5 protein-coding genes are annotated in these 7,143 nt (G+C 70.4%); 2 read left to right on the top strand and 3 right to left on the bottom strand.

Annotated elements, in window-relative coordinates:
- Nucleotides 1-539: ABC transporter ATP-binding protein (locus BHU15_RS31095; protein WP_069630183.1), on the bottom strand; the 539-nt coding region annotated here is incomplete at its 3' end.
- Complete coding sequence (locus BHU15_RS31090; protein ID WP_031230209.1) at nucleotides 536-1,060, bottom strand: PadR family transcriptional regulator; 525 nt, start codon at nucleotides 1,058-1,060, stop codon at nucleotides 536-538. The genes BHU15_RS31090 and BHU15_RS31095, both read right to left, overlap by 4 nt.
- Nucleotides 1,061-1,275: 215 nt before the next feature.
- Here BHU15_RS31090 and BHU15_RS31085 point away from each other — a divergent pair, with 215 nt between their 5' ends.
- Entirely contained in the window at nucleotides 1,276-3,918 is a 2,643-nt protein-coding gene (locus BHU15_RS31085; protein WP_069630182.1) for a polysaccharide lyase family 8 super-sandwich domain-containing protein, read from the top strand.
- A gap of 261 nt (nucleotides 3,919-4,179) precedes the next feature.
- On the top strand, nucleotides 4,180-5,904 hold the full coding sequence (locus BHU15_RS31080) for a lysyl oxidase family protein (protein ID WP_069630181.1): 1,725 nt from the start codon (nucleotides 4,180-4,182) through the stop codon (nucleotides 5,902-5,904).
- A 103-nt stretch (nucleotides 5,905-6,007) separates the two neighbouring features.
- Here BHU15_RS31080 and BHU15_RS31075 read toward each other — a convergent pair whose 3' ends face one another.
- The gene (locus BHU15_RS31075) at nucleotides 6,008-6,940 is read right to left on the bottom strand and encodes a zinc-binding dehydrogenase (RefSeq protein ID WP_069630180.1); all 933 of its coding nucleotides are present in this window, start codon (nucleotides 6,938-6,940) and stop codon (nucleotides 6,008-6,010) included.
- Nucleotides 6,941-7,143 lie beyond the last annotated feature (203 nt).

Below are 7,143 nucleotides of genomic sequence, written 5' to 3'. Positions count from 1 at the left end.
CCGGTCGGCTCGTCGGCGAAGAGCACGCGCGGCGTGGTGACGAGCGAGCGGGCGACGGCGACGCGCTGCCCCTGCCCGCCGGAGACCTCACCGGGGCGCTTGGCCCGTGCGTCGGTGACCTCCAGCCGCTCCATCCACTCCAGGGCGATCCGCTCGGCCTCCTTACGGCGGATGCCGCTCAGGCGCAGCGGCAGCGCCACGTTCTCCAGGCAGGTCAGCTCGGGCACGAGCTGGCCGAACTGGAAGACGAAGCCGAAGTCCGTACGGCGCAGTGTGCTGCGCGCGCCGTCGGACAGCCCGGTGAGATCGCGGCCCTGGTAGGTGATGGTCCCCGAGTCGGCGGACACGATGCCGGCGAGGCAGTGCAGCAGCGTCGACTTGCCGGAGCCCGACGGGCCCATGACGGCGACGACCTCGCCGGCGTGGATCGAGAACGAGGCGCCGTCGAGGGCGGGGGTGGTGCCGTACGTCTTGTGCAGGTCGTACGCGGTGAGCAGCGAGCCTTCGGGGGCCGCGGGGGTGGTGGTCGGGGCGTTCATCGGCGTACCACCTCGGCGAGCTTGTCCAGGCGGGCGGCCGTCAGTTCCAGCCAGCGCAGATCGGCTTCCAGATGGAACAGCGCGTGGTCGCAGATGAGCTGGTCGGAGAGGTCCCCGTGCCGCTTGCGGTCGGTCAGGACGCGCATCAGGCGCAGATGCTCGGCGCGCTGCGTGTCGAGCAGGTCGGCGGCGCTGCGGCCGGTGAGCAGCGAGATGACGACCTTCGTATAGAGGGTCGACTGGAGATACGGCTCCGGCTTCTCGGGGTGCGCGAGCCAGCGCTCGACATCGGTGATGCCGGCCTCGGTGATCGCGTACCGCTTCCGCTCGGGTCCACCCCCGGCCTCCACGCCGTCGACCTCGACCAGCCCGTTCTTCAGCAGCCGGGACATGGTCGAGTAGACCTGCCCGTAGTGGAGGGGGCGATCGTGGCCGAAGGAGTCGTCGAAGGCGCGTTTCAGGTTGTAGCCGTGCTGCGGGCCTGATTCGAGGAGGCCGAGGAGGGTGTGACCGATTGACATGGCGAACACTCTACACACGGCGTATACATGCCGTGTATAGCGGGGTGGCGGAGGCCGCGGACCTGGGCGGCGGCTCAGGTCGCCGCTCGGCTCGCTGCTCAGCTCGCGGTGCGGATCGATTGACAGGTACAACACCGGTTGTTTGGATGCCGCAAGCGCTTTCTGGCCTGAGTTCGCCTGAGTTCGCCTCACTTTGCCGAGTCTGGAGCAGTCCGTTGCCGCTCTCGCGCCGCACCCTGTTGACGACGCTGCCCGCGTCCGCCCTGCTCGCCCTGGCCGCGCCCCTGCGGGCCCGGGCCGCCACCCGGCCGACCACGACCGGCACCGCGGACCCCGGCGCGAACCCCGGCTCGGATCCCGGTGCCAACCACGCCGCACTGCTCGCCAACACCGTCGCGATCTTCGCCGGCACCGCCGAGTCCAACGCCCGCCCGGAGACCGCCGCCAAGCTCGCCGCCCTCACCTCGACGGCCCGCGCCCGCCTCGCCGCCCTGGACGGCGCCGGACCGGGCGAGCTGTTCAAGGGCCTGCCCCTCGGCACGAGCGACGCGAACCTCAACACCTCGTACCAGTACCTGTACGAGATCGCCCTCGCCACCCGCGCCCCCGGCCCCGCCCCGTCCGACCTCCGCGACAACGCGGACGTGCGGCGCCGTGTCATCGACGCCCTGGCGCGGCTCCACGACACCTACTACGGAGACCAGTCGAAGGGCTACTACGGCAACTGGTTCAACTGGGAGATCGGCATCTCCGCGAGCGTCAGCAAGACACTCGTCCTCCTCAAAGAGGAACTCGCCGCCTATCGGCCCGGCCTGACCGCCACGTACCTCGCGTCGATGGACGCCTATCTGCGCAACGGCAAGGACGGCGACGTCGACCTCGACTCGCGCTTCCACACCGGCGCCAATCTCGCCGACATCACCACCAACCGCATCCTCCAGGGCGCCGTCACCGGCGACGACGCGCGCGTCGTCAAGGCCGTCGCCGACCAGCTGACCGTGTACGCGACCGTCGATCCGTACAACCCCCGGCACGGCGTGACGGACGGTTTCTACGCCGACGGCTCCTTCATCCAGCACGACTCGGTCGCCTACACCGGCTCGTACGGCAAGGTCCTGCTCACCCGCGCCGTACAGACCGTCAAGATCCTCGACGGCACCGACTACATCAACACGGCCGATCTGGTGGCCGTCGTACGCGGCTGGGTCGCCGACGGCTTCGCGCCGCTCGTCTTCGAGGGCTGGATGATGGAGATCGTCAAGGGGCGCGGGGTGTCGCGAACGGCGACGGGATACACGGACGTCGCGGTCGTCGTGGAGGCCGTGGTCGACCTCTCGGGTCATACGACCGGTCCCGACGCCACCGCGCTCAAGGGCTATGCGAAGTTCGTACGCCAGACCTCGAAGGCCGCGCTGGACCCGGTCGTCTTCGTGTCGCCGGTCAGCGTCGCGCGCTACGCCGACATACTCGCGGACACCTCCGTGCCGGCGGCCGACCTCGGGGACGCCGCGAGCCACACCGCGTTCAACGCGATGGACAGGACCGTGCACCGGCGGCCCGGTTACGCGTTCGCGCTGGCGCGCAGCTCGAACCGGATCAGCAAGTACGAGTACATGAGCGGCGAGAACCTGATGCCGTGGTTCCAGGGCGACGGCGCGCACCATCTGTACCTCACGGGCCAGGACCAGACGCTCGCCTTCGGCGTCGACTACTACACGACCGTGTCGCCGTACCGGCTGCCCGGCGTCACCGCGCCCGTGGAGACGCGGCGGACGATCCCGGAGCTGTACGGCACTGCCTGGTACGACAACCCGGAGCGCGGCTTCACCTCGTCATCCGAGTCGCAGAACACCTACGTCTACTTCCCGCGCGGCACCAACACCCTGTCCGGGGGCGCCCGTCTGGGCACGTACGGCGCGGTGGGGCTCGTGCTCGGCGACGACGCCGCGTACGCCGCGAAGCAGGCCGGCGAGCTGCCCGACGACTTCGTCGCCTACCGCAACGCCGCCGCCACCAAGTCGTGGTTCATGTTCGACGACGAGATCGTCGTCCTGGCGGCCGGGGTCGGTGACCCGGCGGGCCGGGCGGTGACGACGACGCTCGACAGCAGGATCGCCGCCGCGTCGGACACCGTCACCGTCACGGGGCGGCTGCGGGACGGCTCCGACTGGCCGGGGGCCGACGGAGGAGGCGGTACGGCTCCGGGCCCGGTGGACTGGCTGCGGTACGCGGACGCGGGGCAGGGGGTGTCGGTCGGGTACGTCTTCCTGGACGGGGGCGGGGAGCGGGGCGGTGTTCCCCGTCCGACCGTCGCGCTCGACACGGTCACCAGGAGCCGGCGCGTCGTACGTACCTCCAACCCCGACACCCCGGTGACCAAGCGGGTGTTCTCGCTCTCCGTCGACCAACCGGCCGGTGCGCGGCGCCTGTCGACGGCCCACGCGCTCGTACCGAACGCCACGGAGCGGCAGTTGGCGGCGTACGAGAGGTACGGGAGGTACGGGCGCGGCCCCCTGACGGTGGTCGCCAACACCACCCGCGTCCAAGCCGTCGAGCACCGTGGCCTGTCCATCCTCGCCGCCAACACCTTCACACCCGGCACCCACCACGCCGGCCGTCTGACGATCGACGGCGCGGCGTCGGTGCTCGTACGGACGTCACGTGACGGCACGGTCTCGCTCGCGGTGTCCGACCCGACGACGGAGCGCGGGACGGTCTCGCTCACCCTGCGCGGCCGTTGGCTGCGCGTGGTGGCGACCGACGACGGGGTGCGGGTCCGCAGGGTCCTCGGGGGCACACGTATCGACGTCGACACCCACCAGGCCCACGGCCACAGCCTGACGGCCCGGCTGCGGTAGCGGTAGCGGTAGCGGTAGCGGTACCACGACCGGAACGCGCGCCGGTCGTAAACACCGGGAAGACGGCCGGATCTGCCAGTCTGAGTCGACTTTCGGCCAACGATGCAGATCTCCCGCGTTCACAGACAACCCACAGCACCCTCTCCCGCCTCTCACTGGCAGGGAGACAGTTCCGCGATCAGAGTCCGTACTTCGCTTCGCGCCGGCTGTTCGTCCACACCGTCCACGCAGGCACTCGGACAACTCGGAAAACGAGGAACGATGACCAGAACGCACCAGGCCAGGTACCGGCGGTCGGCGATGGCCGCCACCGCGGCGCTCGCCGTGACCGCCGGCGTCGTGGCCGCCGCGCCCGACAGCGCGTCCGCGCAGGCCGCGCCGAAGCTGAGCCTGATCGCCGCGACCAACTCGCTGACTCTCGACTCGTGGAAGGAGGACCCGGGCGTCTACCTCGACCTCGGCACCTACCTCACGGCCGAGGGCGGGCCCTTCGAACTCAGGGTGACCCGCAAGTCGTACAAGGACCCGATCGTCGTCAAGCAGCTCATCCAGGACGGCGACAAGACCACCAGCAAGACCCTGCCCGCGGGACTGGTGAAGGACTTCTCCGGGCTGCCGGACTTCGCCCAGATCAGCATCACCGACACGAACCGCAAGGTCGTGGTCAAGAAGAGCGAGAAGTACTGCCCGAACAACGCCGCCGGCCGGATCGACCCGGACGGCCCCGCGAAGTCGAAGTACCCGGAGAGCTGCCCGCCGAACGCGTTCACGCTCGGTTCGGTGTGGGGCGTGGAGAAGGGCTGGGCGTCCAACACGTACGCCGGTTTCGACTCCGAGCCGGTCAAGCTCGCCGCCGGCAAGTACACCGCCAAGGTGACGGTGAACAAGAAGTACCGCGACCTCTTCGGCATCTCCAGCAAGCCGCAGATCATCAAGCTGACGGTCCGCGAGCGCAGCTGGGAGGACGAGAACGGCGGCGGCGTCGGCATGCGTGCCAAGGGCGCGGACCACAGCGGCCACGACATGTCGGCCATGAAGGGCATGGAGGGCCACGGCTCGATGCGCCCCAAGGCCCCCGCGGCCCCGACGAGCGGCGCCGTCCCCTCGTACAACGTGGGCCACGGACCGCTGATCCCCGCCCCGCCGGCCCTGCCGTGGGCGCTGAAGAAGTCCTCGCTCCGGAGCGCGGTGGCGCCCGTCGGTGACGGCCCCGGCCGTACGGACGGCTCCCGCCAGGCGCCGGGCGCCGAGCCCAACGCCAAGCGCCCGACCGGCAAGGCGTCCGTCCCGGACGTGCCGAAGCCCGACCTGCGTTCGCTGCCGGCCTACGGCATCGAGATCAGCGACGGCGGCCAGGACGTCAAGGGCAAGGACTACCTCGCCTTCAGCGCCAACGTCTGGAACGCGGGCCCCGCGCAGCTCGTCGTGGACGGCTTCCGTAAGCCCGGCAAGGAGCTGATGGACGCCTACCAGTACTTCTACGACGCGGACGGCAAGCAGGTCGGCTACACCCCCACCGGCACGATGGAGTGGGACCCGCGTCCGGGCCACGAGCACTGGCACTTCACCGACTTCGCCAGCTACCGGCTGCTGAAGGCGGACCAGAAGGAGACGGTGCGCAGCGGCAAGGAGGCGTTCTGCCTCGCCAACACCGACGCCGTCGACTACACGGTGAAGAACGCCAACTGGCACCCCGGCAACACCGACCTGTCCACCGCGTGCGGCCAGGAGAACTCGATCTCCGTCCGTGAGGTGCTGGACGTCGGCTCCGGCGACACGTACACGCAGGACCTGCCGGGCCAGTCCTTCGACATCACCAACCTGGCGAACGGCACCTACTACATCCAGGTGCTCGCCAACCCGGAGAACCGTCTCAAGGAGACGAACCTCAACAACAACAGCGCGCTGCGCAAGGTCGTCCTGGGCGGCAAGCCGGGCGCGCGTACGGTGAAGGTGCCGGCGCACGACCTGGTCAACTCCAACTGACCTGTGCTGTGAAGTAGTTGCGGTCAGCTCGACTGTCGGCCCCCGGGACCTCCACCCGGGGGCCGACGCCGTATCCGTATCCGTATCCGTATCCGTGTCCGGATCACCGCAGGTCGATGACGGCCTTGCCGTGGAGCCGGCGTTCGAGAAGGGCCTCGACCGCCTCCGGCGCCTTGTCCCAGCCGCCGCGCCAGGAGACATGGGCGTCGAGTTCGGCGGCGGCGACCTTGGCCGCGAGCAGGGCGAGGTCCGGCCCGAGGTCCGGGCAGTCGAGCAGATAGAAGGTGACGAGCGAGCGGTCGTGGCGTCCGTCGTTGCCGAACAGCGCGCCGTACGGGAAGTGCTCCCCCTCGTCGATCGCGACATGGCCGACCGAGACCAGCGTCCCGCCCCGCGTCAGTCGCGTGAAGGCGTCCACGAGCTGGGCGCCGCCGACCAGATCGACGACCCCGTCGACGGGTGCGTCGAGACCGGCGGGGCCCGCGACCACCTCGTGCGCGCCGAGCGCCCGCAGGCTCTCCCCGTGGGCGTCCGGGTCGCCGGTGGAGGCGATGACGTGGGCGCCGCCGAGCCTGGCGAGCTGTACGGCGTACCGCCCCGTGCCGCCCGTCGCGCCGGTGACCAGGATCCGCCTGCCGACGATCGAACCGATCCGGCGCAGCGCGCGCAGGGCACTGGCGCCCGCCACGGGGACGGTGCTGATGGCTCCGAGATCGGCGCCGGCCGGGACCGTACCCATCAAGTCGGTGTCGACGGCGCGGAGTTCGGCCCAGGCCCCGTCCGGTCCGAGCGTGACCACGGGCGTACCGACGGGTGGTCCGGAGCCGTCGGCCGCCGCGCGTTCGACGACTCCGGCCGCGTCCCAGCCGAGTACGGCCCCGTCGGCGGCTTCCCGGAGGACGAATCGGACCTCGCCGTGGTTGAGGGAGGTCGCGGCTACGCGGACCAGGGCCTGGTTCGGCGCGGGGTCGGGGTCGGGGGCCTCGCCGAGGCGCAGACCGGTGGGCGTGGAGTGGTCAACGAGCAGAGCGCGCACGGGAGGACGCCTTCCTGAGGGGCTTGGCCAAACGGCCGATGAAGGTCCAACGAAAGTTCAACGAAAAGTCCAGCGAAACCCAATGTGCCACTGAGTGGCATACGCGCACAAGCGGCATTCGCTTCTCGGGTACGGTGGCTCCATGAGCACCGCGTCCGCATCCGCCCCGGCTCCGTCGTCGCTGCGCGAGCGCAAGAAGCGGC

It is taken from the genome of Streptomyces niveus, assembly GCF_001723055.1.
GTDB lineage: Bacteria > Actinomycetota > Actinomycetes > Streptomycetales > Streptomycetaceae > Streptomyces > Streptomyces niveus.
This window is presented reverse-complemented; position numbering and strand designations above follow the sequence as displayed.